This window comes from Paenibacillus sp. IHBB 3054 (assembly GCF_051594305.1).
In the GTDB taxonomy this organism is placed as follows: domain Bacteria; phylum Bacillota; class Bacilli; order Paenibacillales; family Paenibacillaceae; genus Paenibacillus_AQ.
Window position 1 is genome coordinate 1 of record NZ_JBOFBG010000066.1, and the last position, 21,284, is coordinate 21,284.

At 49.3% G+C, this 21,284-nt stretch carries 23 protein-coding genes, 1 pseudogene and 1 riboswitch; of the genes and pseudogenes, 2 read left to right on the plus strand and 22 right to left on the minus strand.

What is annotated here, in order from left to right; translation table 11 throughout:
* Nucleotides 1-38 precede the first annotated feature (38 nt).
* From pstB to ACQ76X_RS34785, 4 genes are all read right to left on the minus strand, one after another.
* A complete protein-coding gene (pstB, locus tag ACQ76X_RS34770; RefSeq protein WP_438498417.1) occupies nucleotides 39-815 on the minus strand; it encodes a phosphate ABC transporter ATP-binding protein PstB in 777 nt (258 codons plus the stop codon).
* A 37-nt stretch (nucleotides 816-852) separates the two neighbouring features.
* On the minus strand, nucleotides 853-1,749 hold the full coding sequence (pstA, locus tag ACQ76X_RS34775; RefSeq protein WP_438498419.1) for a phosphate ABC transporter permease PstA: 897 nt from the start codon (nucleotides 1,747-1,749) through the stop codon (nucleotides 853-855).
* A complete protein-coding gene (gene pstC, locus ACQ76X_RS34780) occupies nucleotides 1,746-2,648 on the minus strand; it encodes a phosphate ABC transporter permease subunit PstC (protein ID WP_038592656.1) in 903 nt (300 codons plus the stop codon). Before pstC ends, pstA begins: the two co-directional genes overlap by 4 nt.
* Before the next feature lie 101 nt (nucleotides 2,649-2,749).
* Complete coding sequence (locus tag ACQ76X_RS34785) at nucleotides 2,750-3,703, minus strand: phosphate ABC transporter substrate-binding protein PstS family protein (protein ID WP_340898041.1); 954 nt, start codon at nucleotides 3,701-3,703, stop codon at nucleotides 2,750-2,752.
* Between the two features lie 256 nt (nucleotides 3,704-3,959).
* Between ACQ76X_RS34785 and ACQ76X_RS34790 the strand changes: the two genes are divergently transcribed.
* The gene (locus ACQ76X_RS34790; protein WP_052092118.1) at nucleotides 3,960-4,856 is read left to right on the plus strand and encodes a LysR family transcriptional regulator; all 897 of its coding nucleotides are present in this window, start codon (nucleotides 3,960-3,962) and stop codon (nucleotides 4,854-4,856) included.
* A gap of 325 nt (nucleotides 4,857-5,181) precedes the next feature.
* On the opposite strand, the gene ACQ76X_RS34795 is transcribed toward ACQ76X_RS34790, so the two are convergent.
* The 12 genes and pseudogenes from ACQ76X_RS34795 to ACQ76X_RS34850 form a co-directional block, all read right to left on the minus strand.
* A complete protein-coding gene (locus tag ACQ76X_RS34795; RefSeq protein ID WP_438498422.1) occupies nucleotides 5,182-6,015 on the minus strand; it encodes a class I SAM-dependent methyltransferase in 834 nt (277 codons plus the stop codon).
* 50 nt (nucleotides 6,016-6,065) lie between these two features.
* Nucleotides 6,066-6,980, minus strand: a complete 915-nt coding sequence (locus ACQ76X_RS34800) for a DMT family transporter (protein WP_438498424.1) — start codon at nucleotides 6,978-6,980, stop codon at nucleotides 6,066-6,068.
* Between the two features lie 196 nt (nucleotides 6,981-7,176).
* Nucleotides 7,177-8,264: pseudogene (locus ACQ76X_RS34805) on the minus strand (zinc-dependent alcohol dehydrogenase).
* Nucleotides 8,265-8,385: 121 nt separating this feature from the next.
* Entirely contained in the window at nucleotides 8,386-8,571 is a 186-nt protein-coding gene (locus ACQ76X_RS34810) for a hypothetical protein (protein ID WP_438498426.1), read from the minus strand.
* A 7-nt stretch (nucleotides 8,572-8,578) separates the two neighbouring features.
* On the minus strand, nucleotides 8,579-9,418 hold the full coding sequence (locus ACQ76X_RS34815) for a VanW family protein (protein WP_438498428.1): 840 nt from the start codon (nucleotides 9,416-9,418) through the stop codon (nucleotides 8,579-8,581).
* Nucleotides 9,415-9,933: a cysteine hydrolase family protein gene (locus ACQ76X_RS34820; RefSeq protein ID WP_438498430.1), complete on the minus strand. Its 519-nt coding sequence runs from the start codon at nucleotides 9,931-9,933 to the stop codon at nucleotides 9,415-9,417. Before ACQ76X_RS34820 ends, ACQ76X_RS34815 begins: the two co-directional genes overlap by 4 nt.
* Before the next feature lie 179 nt (nucleotides 9,934-10,112).
* Nucleotides 10,113-10,835 carry a 7-carboxy-7-deazaguanine synthase QueE gene (queE, locus tag ACQ76X_RS34825; protein ID WP_438498432.1) on the minus strand — a complete coding sequence of 241 codons (723 nt, stop codon included), beginning with the start codon at nucleotides 10,833-10,835 and terminating at the stop codon, nucleotides 10,113-10,115.
* Nucleotides 10,828-11,310, minus strand: coding sequence for a 6-pyruvoyl trahydropterin synthase family protein (locus tag ACQ76X_RS34830; RefSeq protein ID WP_438498433.1), 483 nt, complete (start codon nucleotides 11,308-11,310; stop codon nucleotides 10,828-10,830). Before ACQ76X_RS34830 ends, queE begins: the two co-directional genes overlap by 8 nt.
* Nucleotides 11,310-11,993, minus strand: coding sequence for a 7-cyano-7-deazaguanine synthase QueC (queC, locus tag ACQ76X_RS34835; protein ID WP_438498435.1), 684 nt, complete (start codon nucleotides 11,991-11,993; stop codon nucleotides 11,310-11,312). Before queC ends, ACQ76X_RS34830 begins: the two co-directional genes overlap by 1 nt.
* 9 nt (nucleotides 11,994-12,002) lie before the next feature.
* The gene (gene queF, locus ACQ76X_RS34840) at nucleotides 12,003-12,503 is read right to left on the minus strand and encodes a preQ(1) synthase (protein WP_341093623.1); all 501 of its coding nucleotides are present in this window, start codon (nucleotides 12,501-12,503) and stop codon (nucleotides 12,003-12,005) included.
* Nucleotides 12,504-12,675: 172 nt separating this feature from the next.
* A riboswitch (PreQ1 riboswitch) is annotated at nucleotides 12,676-12,719 on the minus strand.
* 115 nt (nucleotides 12,720-12,834) lie between these two features.
* Entirely contained in the window at nucleotides 12,835-13,509 is a 675-nt protein-coding gene (locus ACQ76X_RS34845; RefSeq protein WP_438498450.1) for an ABC transporter permease, read from the minus strand.
* A gap of 5 nt (nucleotides 13,510-13,514) precedes the next feature.
* Nucleotides 13,515-14,363 (minus strand): ABC transporter ATP-binding protein, encoded by an 849-nt coding sequence (locus tag ACQ76X_RS34850; RefSeq protein WP_438498436.1) that lies wholly within the window; start codon nucleotides 14,361-14,363, stop codon nucleotides 13,515-13,517.
* 155 nt (nucleotides 14,364-14,518) lie between these two features.
* Between ACQ76X_RS34850 and ACQ76X_RS34855 the strand changes: the two genes are divergently transcribed.
* The gene (locus tag ACQ76X_RS34855) at nucleotides 14,519-14,854 is read left to right on the plus strand and encodes a hypothetical protein (protein ID WP_438498437.1); all 336 of its coding nucleotides are present in this window, start codon (nucleotides 14,519-14,521) and stop codon (nucleotides 14,852-14,854) included.
* A gap of 83 nt (nucleotides 14,855-14,937) precedes the next feature.
* On the opposite strand, the gene murB is transcribed toward ACQ76X_RS34855, so the two are convergent.
* The 6 genes from murB to ACQ76X_RS34885 form a co-directional block, all read right to left on the minus strand.
* Complete coding sequence (murB, locus tag ACQ76X_RS34860; protein WP_438498439.1) at nucleotides 14,938-15,849, minus strand: UDP-N-acetylmuramate dehydrogenase; 912 nt, start codon at nucleotides 15,847-15,849, stop codon at nucleotides 14,938-14,940.
* Nucleotides 15,850-16,035: 186 nt separating this feature from the next.
* Nucleotides 16,036-16,845 (minus strand): (2Fe-2S)-binding protein, encoded by an 810-nt coding sequence (locus ACQ76X_RS34865; RefSeq protein ID WP_438498441.1) that lies wholly within the window; start codon nucleotides 16,843-16,845, stop codon nucleotides 16,036-16,038.
* A 44-nt stretch (nucleotides 16,846-16,889) separates the two neighbouring features.
* Nucleotides 16,890-17,696, minus strand: coding sequence for an ABC transporter ATP-binding protein (locus ACQ76X_RS34870; RefSeq protein ID WP_438498443.1), 807 nt, complete (start codon nucleotides 17,694-17,696; stop codon nucleotides 16,890-16,892).
* A 117-nt stretch (nucleotides 17,697-17,813) separates the two neighbouring features.
* The gene (locus tag ACQ76X_RS34875; RefSeq protein ID WP_438498445.1) at nucleotides 17,814-18,848 is read right to left on the minus strand and encodes a FecCD family ABC transporter permease; all 1,035 of its coding nucleotides are present in this window, start codon (nucleotides 18,846-18,848) and stop codon (nucleotides 17,814-17,816) included.
* The gene (locus tag ACQ76X_RS34880) at nucleotides 18,845-19,906 is read right to left on the minus strand and encodes a FecCD family ABC transporter permease (protein WP_438498447.1); all 1,062 of its coding nucleotides are present in this window, start codon (nucleotides 19,904-19,906) and stop codon (nucleotides 18,845-18,847) included. Before ACQ76X_RS34880 ends, ACQ76X_RS34875 begins: the two co-directional genes overlap by 4 nt.
* Before the next feature lie 225 nt (nucleotides 19,907-20,131).
* On the minus strand, nucleotides 20,132-21,169 hold the full coding sequence (locus ACQ76X_RS34885) for an iron-hydroxamate ABC transporter substrate-binding protein (RefSeq protein ID WP_438498448.1): 1,038 nt from the start codon (nucleotides 21,167-21,169) through the stop codon (nucleotides 20,132-20,134).
* Nucleotides 21,170-21,284: the final 115 nt, after the last annotated feature.

Consider the following 21,284-nt stretch of genomic DNA (forward strand, 5'->3'; position numbering starts at 1 on the left):
GCACCGCCCGAACGGGCAGTGCCTGTAGCTCTTTTCGATCAGCCGAAACGGCCCATGATATATTCCTGGGTCATTTGATTCTCCGGATTGCTGAAGACTTTCTCTGTCTTGTCGTATTCCACAAGTGAACCGAGGTAAAAGTATGCGGTAAAATCCGAAATCCGCGCCGCTTGCTGCATATTATGCGTAACAATAACGATGCGAAGCTCTTCCTTGAGTTCCTTGATCAGCTCTTCCACTTTACCGGTCGATACAGGGTCGAGTGCCGATGCCGGTTCATCCAGCAGCAGGATCTGCGGATTAACCGACAATGCGCGGGCTATGCATAACCGCTGCTGCTGTCCGCCGGACAACGCCAACGCTGAATCCTTCAGGCGGTCCTTGACCTCGTCCCATAATGCCGCACGCCGCAGACTGCTTTCCACAATTTCGTCCAGTGCCTGCTTACCTTTAATGCCATGGTATTTTGGACCAAAAGCAATATTGTCATAAATCGACTTATAGAATGGATTCGGTTTCTGCCAGACCATGCCGATCTTTTGCCGCAGCTTGATCACATCCGTGCCGTGAGCGTTGATGTCCACGCCGTCAATCCAGATGCTCCCTTTCGTTGTCGTACCGGAGATGTCATCATTCATACGGTTAAGCGAACGAAGGAAAGTCGATTTACCACAGCCCGACGGGCCAATAAGTGCAGTAACAGTATTCTGGCCAAAAGGAAGGCTGATTCCCTTCACTGCTTCATATGTGCCGTAAAATATGCTCAGGTCCTCTGTTTGAAATGATTCACGCACCACAGGTTCCGCTATTCCCATCTCTTACTCCTCCTAAAATGTTTCTATAATCAAAGTTTTAGTTCATTCTTTTGGAAGCAGTCAGCTTGCGGTAAATATATCTGCCGAAATACCGTGCGGCCAGATTGAAGATCAATACTGTAATAACGAGCACGGCCGAAGCTCCGGCTGCGATTTGTACGGCATCAGGCGCCAGCCCTTCGCTGTTGACTTTCCAGATGTGGACGGCCAGGGTTTCAGCCGGACGGAAAGGATTAAGCGGTGAAGTTTGACTAAGCGGATTCCAGTTGGTGAAATCCAGACGCGGGCTGCTCATGCCCGCCGTAAACATCAGAGCGGCCGCTTCACCGAAAACACGGCCAGCGGAGAGGATCGTACCGGTGATAATCGTCGGCAGCGCCACGGGAAACAGTACAGAGGTAACAATCTTCCACTTGGATAATCCAAGGGCAAATCCTGCCTCTTTCTGCTGCTTAGGCACTGTACGGAACGCCTGCTCCGTAATACGCACCATCAGCGGCAGATTAAATACGGTAAGTGCGAGAGCACCGGATATTAAGGAGAACCCCAGATTGAAGGTGTTTACGATCAATAACAGACCGAACAAACCTACGACAATGGAAGGGAAGGAAGACAGTACTTCTACGATCAGGCGGATAAAGTTCGTAAGTTTACCTGGACGTGCATACTCTGCCATATAGATCCCCGCTCCAAGACCCAGCGGTACAGTTATGATCAGCGTCAGCACCAGCAGGAACAGTGAGTTGAACAACTGTGGACCCACACCTCCGCCTGCGCGGATTTTTTGCGGTGCGGAAGTCAGGAAATCCCAACTGATATGGTTTAAGCCACGGATCAGAATATATCCAAGCAATCCAACCAGAATGGCTACAATAAGTAATGCGAAAAAGACGATAACCGTAGTGGCAACCTTGTCTGCTGTTCTCGGCTTCAAATTTTATTTCTCCTTTCGAGCATTCTTACGATGAGGACAAAAGCAAAAGTCATCAGCATAAGAACCAGCGCCATACTCCACAGCGCATTATTGTGCGTTGAACCCATCGTTGTGTTCCCCATGCCAAGCGTAATTACGCTGGTCAAGGTTGAAGCCGATTCGAAAAGCGACCGCGGCACGAAAGGTGCATTTCCGATTACCATCTGTACAGCAAGGGCTTCACCGAAAGCACGGGCCATCCCCAGCACTACCCCCGTCATAATTGCAGGGAATGTAGTCGGAAGAATCACCCGGGAGATCGTCTGCCACCGTGTAGCACCGAGCGCAAAGGAGGATTCTTTTAAGTTTTGCGGCAAAGAAGCCAGCGCGTCTGCAGCCACGCTTGTAATCGTCGGCAAAATCATTACCGATAGGACAAGCGCGCCTGCAGCAACCCCGATGCCCTGACCTGGCAAGGTATTACGCAGAAACGGCACAATGACGCTTAAACCCACAAAGCCGTAAACGACTGATGGGATACCTGACAGCAGTTCGATAACCGGCTGCAGCAGCCTTTTACCCCAGCCTGGCACAATCTCGGTCATGAACAGGGCTGCACAGATACTGAGCGGACTTGCGATAAGCGCCGCAAGCAGCGTAACCAGAAATGAGCCGGTAATAAAAGGCAATGCTCCGTAAGAGGGAGTGTCGCCTTCCGGGGACCATTTTTTGCCGAACAAGAAATCAGAAAGCTTAATTTCACCGCTGGTAAAGTTAGCAATCCCTTTGGACGCCACAAAATACACCATCGATACAATGATTACTATCAATAGGAGTACACAGAAGGACATATAAGAACGCCCGATAAAATCTTCGATATGATGTTTTTCAATTTTGGATTTCTTAGGTTTTACACTCAAGCTGCTCCCTCTTTCTAAAGTGAAAAGAGAGGCAGAAGGATTCCGCCTCTAATCACATGAAGTTCTAATGAATGAAGTCTGTAAAGCTTGTCAGCCAGGAATTACTTGGTTGATACTTTGCCTTCTACATCACGGGAAACCTGCATTTTCGAAGCCGGGATATATCCAAGCTCTACTACATCGCCGTTCTGCACTTCATCTGTCATGATGTAGTCAAGGAATGCTTTGACATGTTCAGCAGGCTCACCATTTGTGTACATGTGCTCGTAAGCCCACACCGGATATTTACCGGAGATAACATTGTCTACAGAAGGCTCAACACCTTCATAGTTCAGCGTTTTTACAGTTTCATCAAGGTAAGACAAAGCCAGATATCCGATAGCCCCTGGAGTTTCGCCGATCATTTTCTTAACAGTACCGGAAGAGTCTTCTTGAATCGATCCTTCTTGGTCTTCTGTTTTAGTTCCAAGTGCGAAGCTTTCAAAGGTTGCGCGTGTACCCGAGCTTGCTGGACGGTTGATAATTTGAATCGCTTGATCCGCTCCGCCAACTTCACTCCAGTTCTTAATTTTTCCTGTGAAAATGTCAACCAGCTGCTGTTTAGTCAGGCTGTCTACTCCAGCTTTCGGGTTGCTTACTGCTGCAATCGCTACAACTGCAACTTGATGGTCAACGAGTGATTTTGCTTTTTCTGCATCTGCATCCTTCAGCTTCTCTTCTGCGAACACATCGGAGTTACCGATATCTACTTGCTTCTCAGCAACCTGAGTCAAGCCCGTGCCGCTTCCTCCGCCTTGTACTTGAATATCAACGCCTGCGTTTGCATCCATAAAGCCTTCAGCTGCCATTTCAACAAGTGGCTGAAGCGCTGTGGAGCCCGAAGCTAGAATCGATCCGCTTAATTCTGCGCCGCTGCTTTCTGTAGGTGTATTTGTCGCAGCTGCATTAGTTCCCCCATTATTAGTTGCCGCATTATTTCCTCCGTTACCGCATGCCGAAAGTGCTACTACACTGGTTAAAGCCAAAGCCATGATCCACGATTTTCTGAATTGCATTGTTGTTTGTTCCTCCTAAAGGTTTTGTGTGTGTCTGACCCATTGAATCTGCTTCTTACAAAACTCACTTTGGAAGCATTCCTCTGTGTGTATCTCTTATGACTCTTCCTATTCTAGAGCTCGTTCGTTAGAGAAAAAGCTTATGTTTGTAAAACGAAAGATAAAAATTCTAATAGAAAATGTATAACGGTATAGATATAATCTATATTAAGAAGATGTTTTATTAACTTATTGCCATCCAGACCGGAGGAAATCCATGAATATTGTGAAGCTGCAAATTGTAGTCCTGATTGAAAAATATAAAAAAGTAACGGATGTCGCTGCCGAAATGGGCCTAAAGCAGCCTACCGTTTCCTTTCATATGAAAAGCCTTGAGAATGAGCTTGGAGCCTCCCTCTTTCAATACCGCAGCGGGCGTGTGCTGTTAACCGATGCCGGACGGGCGCTTTTTCAATACGCAGTTCGTATAGTTTCACTCGCTGCAGAAGCGGAGCGGAGCGTCAAACAGTTCTCCTCCCTCACATCAGGAAGCCTTACACTTGAGGCCGGGTATATGCCTGGTACTTACTTTGTTCCTAATATAATGTCGCAATTTATCAATCTTCATCCGGGGATAGATGTGTCGCTTACGATACAATCGGACCACCTTGTGCGCGAACGGCTGAGGGGGCGGGAGATCCAACTGGGGATACTGCAAGACAGTGATGGCGGAGATGACTCCTTTCATACACAGGTGGTTGCCCGGGATGAGGTTGTTCTTATATTTGCACCCGGTCATTCGTTTGCTCAAATTAAAGTGCTGTCCCCGGAGCTGGTGGCGCAAGAGCCATGGATTCAGCATGATCCCGCTTCCAGCCTGAGAGGAACAGCCGACCAATGGGCACAGCTGAACAATGTGCGTGTATGGAATAATACTGTTGTGAATTCGCCGGAGGCCTTTAAAAGGATGATTAGTGAAGGCGGAAATGTGGGACTATTCTCCAAAGCAGGGGTTGCAGACGAGGCGGCCTTGGGCCGTTTAAGTTATGCTCCGCTCCCGGGGATTTCGCCCGGGCTTGCGACTTATGTACTGGCTTGGCGAAAGGATTATACCTTAACTCCCTTGCAGCAGGCGTTTGTGGAAATGGCTGCTGCTGAGAGCGTGTTGGTATGATAACAGTTAATTGTATTTATTTAATGTCATTAACTATATGAATTAATTAATGATGTGAACAAGTGGAAACGGCTTCGCCGTCCTCAAAAGGACGGTATCCGTTTCAGCGAGAAATAGAAGGATAATGTATAGCGTGAAGCATATAAATTCTTATATTTTTAAATAAACCGGTGCTCCACTCAGGCTGATTGATTCAGCTCAAAGCAGACCACCGGTTCTATGTTGAAATACATTTCTTATTTATTCATGCCATTAACTATCTTTCGATTCTCCGCAGAAACGGCCACCGTCCTTAAAAGGACACCAAAGCTATTCCATCGTAAATTCAACGTTTCTCTGCTACCAGTGTAAACGTCTTGGGAATTCCTTTGTCGTAAACCTCAGACGACAGGTTGGGCTCCTCCACCAGTTCTCGGATGACTAGACCACTAGCGGCGGCTGCCGTAACGATCTCCCCCAAAGTCCAGCGCCGCCAATAAACAACACTATGCTTCTCACCCGTCTGACTGCCTGAAGCAGGCAAATACTTCGAGTAAGACACCTTTTTCTCTTCCAGCGCTGTATCGAAATAATCGCCGCTTACCTTGTGCTTCCGTACTTTAGCGGTTGATCCTTTGGAAGAAATCAGCTTGGTCGTTACCGGATGAAAGTCGCGCAGCACGAAGGTTCCCCCCGGAGCCAGCAGACGGCAGACAGTTTCCATAAACGGGGTCAGGTCGGTGAAATAATGGACAATCCCCATTTCAGCGAAAACGATATCATACGTGCTGTCCAGCACTTCGTCCGGCAGCTTCAGCACATCCGAGACGATATAGGACAGCCCGACTCCGGCTTCCTGCGCCAATTCCGCCGCGTACCGGGCGTTGGCTTCCGAGAAATCGGCAACAGTTACTTCAGCTCCCAGCAGCCCAAGGGCTACCGCCTTCATGCCGTTCGAGCCCATCAGATTCATCATCTTCTTCCCGCGGACTTCTCCGAAATAAGCGTTTAACGGGAACAGCCGGGATGCTGGATCTTTAGACAACTTCGCTGCTGCCTCTGACGGAGTGCCGAATCTGCTGGTCCATGCGGCATAGGTATCCTCATTCCACAGTTCTTCGCTGGAAGGCGTAGCTCCCAGATTGTCTTGCGGTTCTTGCTCTAAGTCTTGATCATTCATACTGTGAAATACCCCTTTATGTTGATAAGTTGTCTGTTAGAATGTGTGCTTTAGGAGATGCTGGGCAGAGCCTCACTTCTCTTCGCCGCTTTCCTGCGTCCTGCATACAAATAGACTGCAAGCCCCCCCATTACCAATACACCGCCGGCCCATTGGAGGATTGTCAACTGTTCGCCAAGCAGCAGGAAGGCTAGAATACTTGCGCCAACCGGCTCTCCCAGAATATTCATCGAAACGGTAGTCGCCGAAGTGTACTGCAGCAGCCAGTTAAACAGAATGTGGCCGAATACGGTCGGAACGATTGCCAGCAATACGAAGATTCCCCACTCCCTTGGGGGATAATCAAAGAACGGAATACCCGCCAGCAGATTATATACCGCGAAAACAATAGCCGCTGCGATAAATACAATCAGGCTATACAAATACGATGGCATGCGGGCTACCAGCTTCTGTCCGATCAGCAAATGAGCGGCAACCGCTGCTGTTCCGCCAATGGACAGCAAATCACCTTTTAAATTATCGGAGGACAGGCCGATATCTCCCCAGCCAATAAATACAACTCCAAAGATCGCGATGGCAAGCCCCGCTATGGCGGACATGCTGTTTTTTTCTTTATACAGCAAATAGGCTCCCAGCATAATAAACACCGGCTCCAGTGCCATAATCATCGTCGAGCTGGCTACAGAGGTGAATTTCAGTGAACCCATCCACAGTAAAAAATGCAGGGCCAGCATCGCCCCGGACACAACCAGCAGCAGCCAGTCTTTCCGGCGCAGGGCAAAAGCGGCACCGCTGTATGGCCGGGCAAAGGGCAGCATCAATAGCGAGGTGAACAGCAGCCGGTACATTCCCTGAACCGATACCGGAGCGGACGACCATTTTATAAAAATAGAAGAAAAAGAAATAGCCACAATTCCAATCAGCATCAATAGCGGAATGGGAACAGGCGGTTTTTTTGAAGTCACGGCAGGCATCCTTTCGGCTCAGATAAAAGTCACTTATGTAAATTTACCGCAGAATCCGGAAAATTGCAGCTTTTTTCATGAAAATTCGCAACAAAGACTGCAGCTTCCTGAAAACATTAAAGGCATGGCCTCCCGACCTGCGGCGGAAACCCATGCCTTCGTATGTTAATCCGGTAACCGATGAACTCCCGTAACATTAAGGCTTAAGCACAACCTTGATACAATCCTCTTCCTTGTCTCCGAACACCTGGTAGCCATGCTCCGCTCTGCTGATCGGCAGCCGGTGAGTAATGATGTCTGTCGGATCGAATTTGTTCTCCTTAATCATCTTATAGAGCATCGGCATGTAATGAATCACTGGAGCCTGACCCATCTTGAGCGTAATATTGCGTTCAAACAATTGCCCCAGCGGGAACATATTATAATTAAGCCCATACACGCCGACGAGCTGGATCGTTCCGAATTTACGAACCACCTGGGCGGCCATCCGGAACGCACTGAGCGATCCGCCTTGCAGCATCAGCGTTGTTTCGATTTTTTCCACCACAGACATCTTCGCATCTAGTCCGACACAATCAATCACCACATCCGCCCCGCCGCGGGTAATCTCCTTCAGATGCACCTCTAAGTTCTTTATCTTGGCAAAATTAAAAATCTCGACGTTATTCGTCTGCTTGGCATGTTGCAAACGGTATGGGATATGATCTACCGCAATGACCCGCGAGGCTCCCTTCATCCAGGCGAATTTCTGCGTCAGCAGTCCAACAGGCCCGCAGCCTAGTACAATGACCGTGTCTCCAGGCTTTACCCCAGCACTTTCCACGCCCCACCAGGCTGTTGGCACAATGTCCGAAAGGAACAGAAGTTTCTCATCCTCCATCTCTGCATCCTCAGGAATAACAAAAGGACCAAAATTACCGTAAGGAACACGCAGCAGCTCCGCTTGTCCGCCGGCAAAGCCGCCGTACGGTCACACTGGCTCTCCATTTCATGCTGGCAGAAATAACATTGTCCACAGGCTACGTTAAAAGGAATGATGACGCGGTCGCCTTTTTTGACTCTGGTAACGTCCGGTCCGGCATCTTCGACGATTCCCATCGGCTCATGTCCAATAATATAGTCGTCGTGCATGCCGGGGATTTCCCCGTTATAAATGTGAAGGTCCGAACCGCAAATGGCTGTCGAGGTGATGCGCACAATGATGTCGTCCTTCTTTTCCAGCTTGGCGTCGGCTACTTCTTTAACTTCGACTTTCTTCTTCCCTTGATAGGTTACTGCCTTCATGTTGAGAAACACTCCTTCGGAAGTAGAGTTAAGAACTTAGCAAGGCTAAACTTGTTAGCAACATACTATGTTATAACCCCAAAGTCCCGGTGTTTATCCGTTGTTCCCCGAAGTCTTTCTCCTAAATGCCTAAGTATTCAAAAAAATCGAATATTCCTTGCAGCATCAGCCAGCCTGCAAGCGCAGCCGCTGCCAATACAACAGTAAGTAACACAGTCCACGCCCTAATATTACGTTTCAGCCTGCTTGAGCTTCCCAACCCCACTTCATCATCTGACTTCCAGTACCAATCACCGTCAAGATTCACCAGTTCATCACCCTTCCGCTAATTCAGTGGGCGGATGCAGCAGCGGAGAGTACATCATCAGGGCATGATTTTCGGCTACCGCTTCATCCCCTGCAAGCTCGCCACTCCGCGTAAATACTCTGCGGCGGATGCTGTTGCTGCGGACATAACCGCCCCATGGCTCCAGACGGATAACATGATCAGCCTCGTATACCTCATAATGATAAAGCTGCTTGTCATCGCATCGCCATTCGCCGTACAGATGAGTATCATCCAGGTGCAGCTTCAGCTGATATGTCCGGTCTGTATTGTTCTGAAGCTGCAGATCCAAATAATTATATGCACAAGTAGCCCCGCTGCCGAAAGGTTGTGTCCGCTGTTCGTCGGGAAATACATCATAGCTGTGGCGGTGCCGCTCGGTCACGGTCAGCGGGGTGTGCAGCGTCATCCAGTAGATCAGATTGGACAGCTGGCATAATCCGCCTCCTGTGCCGGAACGAAAACCACCGTAATATAGAACCATTCCGTCCAAGTAACCTTTGCGCCGGGTTGGCTTGCCGATCGTTTGCCAATACGAGTAGGTCTCTCCCGGCGAGATCACCAGACCATCCAGCCTGGCGACGGCCAGACGCAGATTTGCAATCTTATTGTACTGTAGCTGCATGTCCACATTTCGCAGTCTGCGCAGGAGCGGGGTTGAATGCCCGGCTGCCTTATAGGGCAGTGCCTCAGACCGATGATTTGTTGCCTTGTTCCTGCGCCGGATAAACCATGTCCAGTATCTTTTCCAGGTGAAATATCGCTTGCCGGCGAACAATCTCAACCTGGACCGGCGCACTGGCTTCATCGCAGATTTCCCTGCATTCATTGGAATTCTACCTCACGCTCCGGCCGAAGCACGGCGAATCTCCCGCCCAGCACTGAATTATGATGCCTGACAATCTCTTCACCGCTAAAATTGGCATTGCCGAAAGTGCTATGCGCATCCTGGACCAGTACGCTGGAATACCCCATGCTGTAGGCCCGTCTAGTGGTTGTATCGACACAGAATTCGCTTTGCATCCCGCATATGACAAGATCGGTCACACCCAAACGCTGCAGCTCCTCATGCAGCCGGGTACGGTGAAAAGCATCCCAAGTCGGCTTCTCGACGATGGAGTCTTCCTCCTTCGGCGTAATTCGGCTGCTGATCTGCCAGGTGGGCAAACCCTTCGTATATTCCTCATCCTCGGTATGCTGGATATAGACAACCGGAGCCCCTGCGGAACGGGCTTTATTCAATAGCGATATAATCCGGTCCATCACGCCTCCTTCATCATGCAGCTTCACATCATAAGAAAACATGGCTTCTTGGACATCGATAATTAATAAGGCTGTTGTCATGTATGATCCCTCGCTATTCCCTGATTTTTCAATAATTATACCAGAAGAATACGTGAAGAATCCCCTTGATATTTTACAAATTCATCTGCAAACATTATGAAATTGTCATCCCTTTATATAATTTCTTGTACAACAAAAAACCGGGCCTCTGCATAGCAAAAGTCCGGTTCGAATCTTGATTATTTCCCTCGTTTATTATGCCAGATGAGTGCATGAAGCTGAGGGAGCACCCGTGCCCGGTTCATCTCCGGATCGACGATCACCTGATTAAACAGCCATTCCAGTCTACCCAGCAGACGTACGGAAATGTCACCTTCCTCCGTTACATCTTCATTGCCCGGCTGCAGGAACAGTGGCACCTCAGGGTATCGTTTATGCACTGCTTTGGCATATTCATAATCGCCTTCGTTGAAAACAACAACCTTCAGGCTATGGGCAGCTTTGCCCTTATCATGCAGCTTCCCCATAATGCCATCAAGGATCTCCCAATCCGTCGTCATACCTGAACTTGGCGGCTTGGGGCTGATTGTCAGCACATCCACATCGTTGAACCATTCCTGCCAGCGGCTGCCCTGCGTTTCGATTGCTGCTTGAATGCCCCGCTCGTGCAACCCCATGATGAACGTACCCATCGCCTCGCCAATTAGTGCAGGGTTGCCACCGGAGATGGTCACACAGTCAAAGTTATTTCCGGCTAGCGAGAGCAGTTCGGCCATAATTTCCTCTGGCGTAAGCAACCGCACCTTATCCTTGGCCGAACCATTCCATGTGAATGCGGAATCGCACCAGCTGCAGCGATAGTCGCAGCCATAGGTACGGACAAACATGGTTTTCACTCCGATAACCGCGCCTTCCCCCTGGATGGTAGGGCCGAACATTTCTATCACCGGAATCTTACTCACAGTCACAACCCCCATGCATACGGTAGGAGGGTCCATCCTCCGGAATATCCTCAGCCAGCACCTCCGCCCAGGAAGTGGGCGTCTCCCACAGTTTAACGGAATATAGCGGCAACGCCGCTTGCTTCAGCTTGTAGGCTATATAACACGCCATGTTCTCCACCGTCGTGCGGAAGGAGAGCAGCGCTACCTTCGATCCCGTATTTGTCAATGTATCCAGCACAGGCTCGTTGCCCATCGCCAGAAAAGCGTGATCCAGCCGGTCGACCAGACTCTGCTGTACCGTGCTTTTAATATCGCTGAAATCAATCACGAAGCCTTCGTCCGAATGCCCCTCCTCCACGGAAGGTTTGCCCTTCAGGACCACTTCAAGCTTGTAGGTGTGGCCGTGGAGATTGCTGCATTTCCCCTTATGTCCAATCAGCTGATGTGCAGCGTCAAAAGTGAATATTTTACAAACCGATACTTCGCCCAGCATTATAAGCCGACCTTCTTTCTCTCAGCCACATATTGCTCAAGGCCACGCTTGCGAAGCAAGCATGCCGGGCAGGTACCGCAGCCGCTGCCAATGATACCGTTGTAGCAAGTCAGAGTGTGCTGACGGATGTAATCAAACTGGCCCAGCTCGTCGGCCATCTTCCAGGTTTCTTTTTTATCCAGCCACATTAGCGGTGTATGAATGACAAACTCATAATCCATGGACAGATTGAGAGTTACATTCAATGATTTCACAAACACATCGCGGCAGTCTGGATACCCGCTGAAATCGGTCTGGCATACGCCGGTGACTATATTGGCATATCCCAGCTGCTTCGCCAGAATTGCCGCAAAGGACAGGAACAGCAGGTTCCGGCCATCTACAAAGGTGCTGGGCAATTCATCCCCTTCACCGGATACAATTTCTATATCATCACGGGTCAAAGCATTGGGTGCCAGCTGATTCAGCAAGCCCAAATCAAGAATATGCTGCTTCACATTGAACTTGGCGGCAATTTCCTTGGCAACCTCAATTTCAGCGGCATGGCGCTGGTTATAGTTAAAAGTAACGACCTGAACTTCCTCGAAGTGCTGAATAGCCCACACGAGGCAGGTTGTACTGTCTTGTCCGCCGCTGAATACGACGAGCGCTTTTTTATTCATTTCACACTCTCTCCTCTCCACGCTCTGGGATCATCGGTTATCCACTTTTTCTGGATATAGGTCATGATTAATCAGCCGGTGTTCGGCCATCGCCTCATACTTGGTTCCCGGACGCCCCCAGTTGCAGTAAGGATCAATGGATATTCCGCCGCGCGGGGTGAATTTGCCCCATACTTCGATGTAACGCGGCTCCATGAGCGAGATCAAGTCATTCATAATAATGTTGACACAGTCTTCATGAAAGTCACCATGATTGCGGAAGCTGAACAGATAGAGCTTCAGGGACTTGGACTCGACCATCTTTTGCTCCGGAACGTACGAAATGTACATCACACCGAAATCCGGCTGTCCGGTTACGGGACACAGGCTGGTGAACTCGGGGCAATTAAACTTCACAAAGTAATCGCGGCCGGGATGTTTGTTGTCAAACACCTCGAGAATTCCCGGATCATAGCCGAATTTGTACTGCGTCCCTTGATTGCCCAACAGGGTGACCTCTTGCATTTCCTCTTTCAATCTGCCTTCTGACATGACAAAAAACCCCTCTCTTTTCCCGCGGCTTACTGCCTGAACTGGAAAGAAGAACGAGATTTCGAAAACATGGCCCTACTAAGAAATTACGCAGCATAGCAGGAAATAAGTATAGGCATCTCCCTATACTCCCTTAAGCCCCTTTCAACCGGAGACTTTACCTATGCATCAAGTTGTCTTAGTTTTTTATAGAGGGAGTTTGCGAACCTCTCCTGCGATGTACACGCAGACTTCTTCTTAAGCTTTTTATTAACGTCTTGAACTATAACATGATTGGCAGAAGATTGACAACCCTTAAGAATTTGCCTGCTAACAGAACTTATTGCCATTACTACTCTTTGCCGGTTCTCCAGATCCATAGTGCCAGAACGGTCATCCACAGCGGGAGCAGCAGACTCTCGAAAAGCAGCGGGCCGTCGCCGTTTAGAATACGATTTAAATTTTCCACGATTTCAATGCTTGGCAAAGCGGCGAAGAATGGATAAGTCCAGTCCGGCAGTGCCTGATATACGGAAGCAAGCAGGAAAAAGACAACCATGACCGCAGAGCTGACGGCAGAACCATTCTTAGAAGAGTCTATCTTCAATCCGATGATCATTCCAACCTCCACAAAAAGGATCCCTCCAGCCAGCATATACGGAAATACCGACAGCAATTCTGAGGCAAATCCCTGATTGAGCAGAAATACAACTGTTTGCGACAAAACAGAAAACAGCAGAACTGTTAAACCTTTCGCCACGATAATCTGTCCTCTGCCAAGCGGTGATATAAGCAGCGCATCAAAGGTTTTACTTTCCCGTTCTTCAATGAGACCCGGACCGGTCATCATAATACCTACCATAACCTGGGCGAACAAAATCCACGTAGACAGCAGCATAAAGTTAATCCCGTTTTTGTCCATGACCGAGATGATGATTTTGGACATAAAAATCGGCAGCATCACGAGGATAATTATAGAAGGGTTGCGGAGCAAATCCTTGCATTCATGACGGACCAGCTTCATCACTTGATTCAACTCAGCTCACTTCCCGTCAGGGCGGCGAATACGTCAGCCAAAGAAGCTTCTTTGCTATGCAGGCTGATAAGCTTCCCGCTCGCCATAAGCTGATAAATGTGGTCTTTCGTCATCTCATCTGCCAATGGCCAGGATGTGCTCATCACTTTATCCTCTTGCCAATATTCAGCTTCTATCTCTGCCTTTCCGTAAGCCTTTTTCAAGCTCTGCGGGTTATCCAGTGCCACCAATCGTCCTGCATGCATAATGCCTACACGGTCGCTTAACTCTTCCGCCTCATGCATATCATGAGTGGTGATAACAATCGTGGTTCCTTCATCCTTAATCCTCATTATGTATTTCCTGATAAGCGCCGCCGAGTTGGGATCCAATCCGCTTGTCGGTTCATCCATGAACAGTACTTTGGGCCTGTGCAGCAGGCTTCTGGCGATTAACACACGCTGTTTCCAGCCTTTGGACAAGCTGCCAACCTTGAATTTCTGTCGTTCCTCCAGTTGCAGGCTTCCAATCACTTCATCCAACCGACCCTTTGACACACCGTACAAATCGGCAAAAAGTTCAAGGTTGTCGCGGATCGAACTGCGTACATAAAGATTAGGCAGCTCAAAGACAACCCCGATCTCAGCGTGAACCTTCTTTTTATGTTGTGAAATATTCATGCCATTAATTAATATTTGTCCTTCACTAGGCTGAAGCAGGCCGGTCATCATCCGAATGGTTGTTGTTTTCCCCGCCCCGTTGGGGCCTAGAAAGCCAAATACTTCCCCTTCCCCCACTGAAAAAGACAGCCGGTCTACCGCCCGCTTCTCCTGAAACGATTTCGATACCTCCGTAAGCTGAATCAATGGCCTACCCACCTTTGCCTAAAGTTTGCTTTCCTTCAAGCTTATTCGTAGAAATTGAGAATATCCCAAGGAACTGTTTCAGAAATATGGATTCAATTTCAACGAAAGGGGTAACTTAGAATTTATAATCTCTTAAATAAGGATGGGATCAACTTATGGATCAAACGGTACAGAAGCTTATAGATTGGCTCGATGCTCACGCAAACAAAACCATTGTAATCAAAAAGCAGGAGCTTGAAGATCTCGATACAGTCCACTTTCAATTGGAAACTGTAGAGTACCGCACCGCTGAGGATACAATCGATGATTATCTGGATGATGCGCTTATCTTAAGAGGTTCAGGCAATACCCTGAATGCGGATGGTGAACTTGTGCCGCTTCCACAGCATAGTTATGAAATTGCCGTCAGCGGACTACATTTGGATAATCTTGGTGAAGATAACGCGGAACTCCAGACAGATAGAGCCAAGTATGCTCTCTCCATAAGCTAATCGGATTACTGAATGTCCACTGCACATGTCTCTATGCATAAAAGTAGGCCGCGGTAATTGCTCCCGCGGCCAACAAAATGAAGTTATTCTTCTCCGATAATTTCCACTTCAGTCTCCAGCTCGACTCCGAATTTATCCTTCACTGCAGCTCGCACATGCTGAATAAGTCCGATATAATCGCTCGCAGTAGCATTATCTGCGTTGACAATAAATCCGGCATGTTTACGCGAGACTTCCGCACCGCCAATCCGGGTCCCTTGAAGCCCGCTTTCCTGGATCAGCTGTCCGGCATAACGGCCCGGCGGCCGCTTAAAGACACTGCCGCATGACGGGTATTCCAACGGCTGCTTGGATTCACGCAGATAGGTCAATTCATCCATGGAAGCTTTAATTAAAGCAGGATTTCCCGGGTTTAGCGCGAATCTGGCTTCCAGCACGATATATTCACCGCTCGCAAAGACACTTTGTCTGTATCCCCACTGAAACTCATCCCCTTGCAGGGTGACCAGCTGCCCTGCCTTATTGATAGCAAGCGCACTTTGCAGCACATCCTTAACTTCCCCTCCATAAGCGCCAGCATTCATATAGAGAGCACCGCCAACTGTTCCGGGGATGCCGCAGGCAAACTCGAGACCTGCCAGTTCCTGCTCAAGGGCATACCTGGATACATCAATGATCTTGGCACCGCACTGGGCGTAAAGAAGATCTCCTTGAATCCCCATATCGTTCAGGCCAGAGGTCTGCAGAACGATCCCGCGGATTCCACCGTCACGGATAATTACATTTGAACCATTTCCCAGTACTGTGAGAGGAATATCATTCTTCCGGGCATATGTAACAATATTTTGAATTTCCTCATAAGTGGCAGGTTCAGCCAGTATATCTGCACGGCCTCCCATTTGGGTGAATACATAATCCTTAAGCACTTCATGGCTTTTTACCGTACCGGCAGGAGCCAGTTGCTGCAGATCCTCTTGAATTTTGCTGATATTCATCCTTCATGCTCCTTTTACTCTATGAAAATAATAAATCTTACCTTCTATAATGTTTATGTTGATCCAGCTTTACTTTGAACTATGGCAACCACAACTTTAACAACGAACAGGCTCCCTTGTCAATGACGGGAGCCTGCTGTGGAATGCCTGCTATTTTTAGTATGAAACAATTCTTACAGTTATATCCTAAACCTGTGACGACGCAGCTTGAATGCGGTATTCGGCTCTACGTGTGGCCCGTTCCTCTTCTTTCAGACGGGGGCAGGTATAGCAGACACTTCCGCCTTCAGTACGGTAATACAGACAGCAGCGGTTACGCATGTGTACCCTCTGCTCTGGATCGGCAAGGGATTCGATCTTGCGTACCTCAACATCAAATGGATTTCTGGGAAGCTGGAACACTTCCGCAGCCAGGTCTTTCCTCAGATAACTGTAGTCGTCCTGCACGTGAATCAGAAATTCCTTATTGCTGTTGCCTGCTGCAAGCATTTCAATGTAGTAGTTGAACTTAGACGGGAGCTGTCCCCAGATCTCCCCCAGTCTCAATCCGCTGGCGGCAGACATTGCATGCAGCAGCGGGCTTGCTGTGTTCCTGTAGAACTCTGTGAACACTTTATTACGCCAAGTAACCCGACCCTGTTCGTCAGCAGGCGCTGGATCTATCACCCAGGAATCCAAGGAGAAGGCAACGCGGCAATACCCGCTCGCCGGAATGAGATGAATGCGCAAATTAGATAAGTTGATCACCGGAACATTGGAATATAACGAGACCGAATATTGTACTGCCAGCGCCACGCTGGAGAACCAGCCGCCGAAGTATGCAGCCACAGCCTTATCGTCCAGCGCCTTCATCAGCGGTCTGTAGCAGTCCATAAATGCTCTCATACCCTCTACACTAATCAGATCCTGCGCTGTAAATGAATACCTCGCCTCCTCTGGGGGAGATGGATAAAGATCAAATTTGCTGCCTATGTCTTTTATCTGTGCCTCATTCATTTCGTTTCCTCCTTAATTCCCCCAGCTAATCCTTCACTTGTCAATTACATGCCGACAGCTTTATAAGCAGCAAGCTCGTAAGGAAGGCATAAAGGTACACCTGTACGCGGATCGGGAACGATATCACATTCGATTCCGAATACTTTGCGAAGCACATCTGGTGTCATAACCTCCATCGGGTTCCCTTCGCTGATTACGGTGCCCGACTTGATCGCTACCATATGCTGCGCGTAGCGGGAGGCATGGTTCAAATCATGCACCACCATAATGATCGTGCGGCCCTCTTCCTGGTTCAGCTTCTGCAGCAGCTGCAGTACTTCCAGCTGGTGAGCCATGTCAAGGAACGTGGTCGGCTCGTCAAGGAACAGGATATCTGTCTGTTGGGCCAAGGCCATGGCAATCCAGGCACGCTGGCGCTGTCCACCGGAGAGGCGGTCGATTGGACGATCATGGAACTCTTCCATCCCGGTAACGGAAATCGCATTGGCGATAATCGCGCGGTCTTCAGGAGTCAGGGTGCCAAAGCCCTTCTGATGCGGGTAACGCCCGTATCCAACCAGTTCGGATACAGTCAGTCCGTCCGGAGCCGTCGGGTTTTGCGGCAGAATGGCCAGTTGACGAGCCACTTCTTTAGTAGATAGGGTGTGAATTGATTTGCCGTCGAGCATGACATTGCCGCTCTTAGGCTTCATAATCCGTGCCATCGTCTTAAGAATTGTGGATTTCCCGGAGCCGTTCGCTCCTACCAGCGCTGTGATCTTCCCTGTTGGGAGAGACAGGTTCAACCCTTTAACAATCGTAGCCTCCGCATAACCAATACTCAGCTGTTCTGTATTCAAACGTTCCGACATGATCTTCACTCCTTAAAAGTTTTATGGAGCATGTGCTCCTTTAAGATTAACGACGCAATAAAACTGACTTCGTAAGCATTCGCTTAGTTTTATGGAGTATTTTGCTCCTTTAGATAATCAGGCCTTTGATTTGGCCAGTAAATATAGGAAATAGGGAGCGCCGATCAGCGCAACTACAATACCTGTCGGTATTTCAGCCGGCTGCAGAATCCAGCGGCCAATAGTATCCGCGGTAAGCAGCAGCAGCGCGCCGATTAAGGCACAGGCGGGCAGCAGCACCTGATGCTTCGGTCCAACGAGCCTGCGGGCGAGATGGGGCGCAATCAGCCCCACAAAGCCTATGCCGCCGCTTACGGCGACACAGGAGCCAGACAGCGCGACTGCGGCGGCCAGCAGCAGAATGCGTTCCTTCTCCACCGGCATGCCCAGCCCGGCCGAGGTTTGGTCCCCGAGGTTAAGTACATTCAGCACCCGGGCTTTGTAGAACGCAAATGGCAGCAAAATAGCTATCCAAGGTGTCAGCGCAAGCACAAATCTCCAGTCGCCGCCCCAGATTTTACCGGCCATCCAGATCGCCACAAACTGATAATTCTGCGGATCCAGCCTTAACGACAGGATCAATTGGAAAGCATAGATGCCTGCACCTACAGCGATCCCGATAAGTATCATTCTTGTCGGCGAGAGGCCATCCTCACGCCGGAAAGACAGGAAATAAATAAGTGCAGCCGTAAGACTTGCTCCGGCCAGCGCCAGCAGCGGAAGAACAAAGATTGGAGCTGCCGAGGTTGCCGGAACAAATGAGATAAAGATAATCACCGCAAACCCGGCACCGGCATTAATCCCCAGTGTAGAAGGCTCCGCCAGCGCATTGCGTGATAAGCTTTGCAGAATGCAGCCGGAAACCGCAAACCCTGCGCCGACAAGCAGCGAGATCACTATGCGCGGCAGCCGGAAATCAAAGAGAATCAGCTTTTGCTGCTGCGTTCCCTCTCCAAGGACTGTGTGTAGGACATCCAGCGGTGATAATCGCATTAACCCGGTGTTCATACTGACAACAAAGATGACCACGATAAGAACTGCTAGTGAAGTCAATATGGCTGCTTCCCGGGTACGGCGTTGTTTCCCGGTGGGTGAGTGCAGAGCTTTGCTCATGACAGCTCCCCCTTCCGTTTACTCGCCAAGTAAATAAAGAACGGCACGCCGATCACTGCGATTAAAGCGCCTAGCGGTGTTTCATAAGGCGCGTTAATCATTCTGGCCGCAATATCAGCAAATACAATTAGTAAACTGCCGAGTATTGCAGAGCAGGGAATAATCCAGCGGTAATCGACACCAACCAGATAACGGGTAATATGGGGGATAATCAGCCCCACAAAAGCAATCGGTCCAACCGTCGAAACCGCGGAGCCGGCGAGAATCACTACAATAATAATCCCGGCTGTTTGCACTAGCCTGGTCCGCTGTCCAAGTCCCGCCGCTACATCGCGTCCGAGACTAAGGAGTGTAATGGATCGGGAGATCAGCAGAGATCCTATCAGAGCTGCCGCAATCCAGGGAAACAAAATACGAAGCTGTGTCCAATTCGTCCCGCCGATCCCGCCTGCCATCCAGAAGGCAATATCCTGGGACAGATGAAACAGAATCGCGATTCCCTGGCTTACCGCCAGCAGCATAGCACTTACAGCGGCGCCGGCAAGGGTCAGACGCAGCGGGGTTAAGCCGCTATGGGAGAGCGAGCCAATCCCGAACACAAGAATGGCCGCCGCTGCAGCGCCGATGAAGCAGTACAGCATGATGTAGAGAAAAGAAGCAGATGGCGCAAAAGCAAAAGCTAACGCCAATCCTGCGCCGGCACCGGCATTCAGACCCAGCAAGCCGGAATCTGCCAGCGGATTGCGGGTCATGCCCTGCATAATTGCTCCTGCGACGGCGAAACAAGCACCAACCAGTGCTCCCGCCAAAGCACGGGGAATCCGCAGTTCCCGAATAATCTGATGCTGCTGCAGATCCGGATTAAACCGGAAGACTGCCTCCCATACCGTCACCAGTCTAATATCCGCGGCACCCACCGAAACGGAAAGTGCCAGACCAAAGACGACAGCGGCAAGGCCGAAAATCAAAATAACTACCGCAGCAACCGGCCTTGTCTTCAGCGGTTGATCTCCTGACGGATTTGTATTGTTAGCTATAGAACGTGTGGATGACACCATAAGTCTTCCCCTTAATAGGATGAGTTCAATGTTTTAATGAGAACAACTATCATTCTCATTATCGCAAATATCTGAATTATGTACAAGCTTTCACAGCTCGCACTTTCACTGTGAACGATTAAGTCAATGTCCTAAAAAAAGGTGCAGGTCATTGTATCTCAAGATACAAGAACCTGCACATCCCTCCACCGCTGAAGAGTTCTCTCTACACACAGTTAAGGCTGATTATTTCACGAGAAAACTCAAGACATCATCAATGGTTTTGGAGTTGGCAATGGCTCCGCTGTACAGCCAGCTGCTTGCCTCGCTAAGTTCATGAACATTTCCAGCCTTAACCGCAGGGATACCCTTCCAGATTGCTCCGTTAAGAATGTCAGAGGCTTCGGTCTTGTCACTGTTCACCAGGAAGATATGATCTGCGGTCAGTTCAGCCAATTTCTCCAGCGTGATCGGATTCCAGGTCGCTCTGGATGCCGCAGGGATTTCTGTAACCAGGTTGGGTTGCTTCAACCCCAGATCTCCGTACAATACAGCACCACTGCTGCGTGTTTCATCTACTATAAAGAAGTTCTTCGACACCAGCCACAGAATGGCGACCGAATCATCACCAATGGAGCTGCTGATCTTGGCTTTTGCATCTGCTGCTTTTTGATCGTAATCCGCAATGGCTTGTTCAGCTTCAGTGCTCTTGTTCAGGAGCTCACCGATTTTGAGCAACGATTTGCGCCAGTCTTTGCTAATCTTGTCACCAAGGACATAAGTAGGTGCGATTTTGTTCAACTGGTCATACAGACCGTTCTGCACACTAGACTCAGACTGCACAATGTGGAAATCCGGTGCAAAGCTGGTCACAGCCTCCAGCGGAAGATCATAGCTGATGGTTGGCACATCTTTAAGCTCAGCAATCAGATATTCCTGGGTTCCGTTTGGCACGGACCACTGCGCTACCGGGGTAACGCCCAGTGTTACCAGGTAGTCTTCCATATAAGAAGCAAGGACGCGCTGCGGATTCGCTGGTACTGTGACTTCATGTCCCATGGCGTCTGTCACCGTTTTCTCTGTAGCCGGTGCAGTTGTTTTCGTTGGCGCTGCCGTTGCTTCAGCAGTAGCCGGAGCCGTAGGTGCAGCGGTAGCTTCCGCTCCAGAATTTGCAGCATTCTCATTATTGCCATTGCCGCAAGCGGACAAGAACAAAGTCATTGCCATACATCCGATCAATGCCAGCTTCATGCTGCCTGATCTCTTATTGTTCATCGAAAACATTAAATACCCCTCCTGTATTTACATGCATTAATGGTCAAAGGTGTCCGAGGCCTTCGCCTTACTTTTTAAATGATATTGATTCTCATTATCCCTGTCAACAAAATTATTCGTTCTA

Excerpts from the sequence above, each read along its gene's own strand:
- pstB (WP_438498417.1), bottom strand. The coding sequence starts at position 815 with ATGGGAATAGCGGAACCTGTGGTGCGTGAATCATTTCAAACAGAGGAC.
- queF (WP_341093623.1), bottom strand. The coding sequence starts at position 12,503 with ATGTCAGAAGGCAGATTGAAAGAGGAAATGCAAGAGGTCACCCTGTTG.
- ACQ76X_RS34790 (WP_052092118.1), top strand. The coding sequence starts at position 3,960 with ATGAATATTGTGAAGCTGCAAATTGTAGTCCTGATTGAAAAATATAAA.
- ACQ76X_RS34820 (WP_438498430.1), bottom strand. The coding sequence starts at position 9,933 with ATGACAACAGCCTTATTAATTATCGATGTCCAAGAAGCCATGTTTTCT.
- murB (WP_438498439.1), bottom strand. The coding sequence starts at position 15,849 with ATGAATATCAGCAAAATTCAAGAGGATCTGCAGCAACTGGCTCCTGCC.
- ACQ76X_RS34885 (WP_438498448.1), bottom strand. The coding sequence starts at position 21,169 with ATGTTTTCGATGAACAATAAGAGATCAGGCAGCATGAAGCTGGCATTG.
- ACQ76X_RS34875 (WP_438498445.1), bottom strand. The coding sequence starts at position 18,848 with ATGAGCAAAGCTCTGCACTCACCCACCGGGAAACAACGCCGTACCCGG.
- ACQ76X_RS34870 (WP_438498443.1), bottom strand. The coding sequence starts at position 17,696 with ATGTCGGAACGTTTGAATACAGAACAGCTGAGTATTGGTTATGCGGAG.
- ACQ76X_RS34815 (WP_438498428.1), bottom strand. The coding sequence starts at position 9,418 with ATGAATGCAGGGAAATCTGCGATGAAGCCAGTGCGCCGGTCCAGGTTG.
- ACQ76X_RS34830 (WP_438498433.1), bottom strand. The coding sequence starts at position 11,310 with ATGCTGGGCGAAGTATCGGTTTGTAAAATATTCACTTTTGACGCTGCA.
- ACQ76X_RS34785 (WP_340898041.1), bottom strand. The coding sequence starts at position 3,703 with ATGCAATTCAGAAAATCGTGGATCATGGCTTTGGCTTTAACCAGTGTA.
- ACQ76X_RS34795 (WP_438498422.1), bottom strand. The coding sequence starts at position 6,015 with ATGAATGATCAAGACTTAGAGCAAGAACCGCAAGACAATCTGGGAGCT.
- ACQ76X_RS34865 (WP_438498441.1), bottom strand. The coding sequence starts at position 16,845 with ATGAATGAGGCACAGATAAAAGACATAGGCAGCAAATTTGATCTTTAT.
- ACQ76X_RS34880 (WP_438498447.1), bottom strand. The coding sequence starts at position 19,906 with ATGGTGTCATCCACACGTTCTATAGCTAACAATACAAATCCGTCAGGA.
- ACQ76X_RS34855 (WP_438498437.1), top strand. The coding sequence starts at position 14,519 with ATGGATCAAACGGTACAGAAGCTTATAGATTGGCTCGATGCTCACGCA.